The 372-nt window shown below is 48.1% G+C and carries 1 protein-coding gene; it reads left to right on the top strand.

What is annotated here, in order from left to right; genetic code table 11:
- Positions 1–372, top strand: a 372-nt coding sequence (locus tag K6T82_RS24085; RefSeq protein ID WP_223711569.1) for a hypothetical protein, incomplete at both ends; no start/stop codon positions are given.

Genomic DNA, 372 nt, shown 5'->3' with positions numbered 1-372 from the left:
GTGTGGTAATCGACATGCCAGTAATTGACGCGGTTGGAGAAACACTTGTTCCTTCAATCAACGGAAGTGTTGGCGGAACGACGACAGATTCGGTAATCGCTGGAGATACCTTGAACGGAGTTCAGGTAGTAATCGGAACGAACCCAGGTCAGGTGAAACTGACGGGAGTAAACGTACCTGCAGGATTGACACTGAATGCAGACGGAACGGTGACAGTTGCACCTAACACGCCATCAGGAATCTACGATGTTGAATACAGCATCTGCGAGATCACCAATCCATCGAACTGTGATACTGCGATTACGAAAGTTGCGGTAAACAACGGAACATTGGTTGCAAATCTGGACTCATTCCCATCCGTAACAGGATCGA

It is taken from the genome of Flavobacterium potami (genome assembly GCF_020026915.1).
GTDB classification, from domain to species: domain Bacteria; phylum Bacteroidota; class Bacteroidia; order Flavobacteriales; family Flavobacteriaceae; genus Flavobacterium; species Flavobacterium potami.
This window is presented reverse-complemented; position numbering and strand designations above follow the sequence as displayed.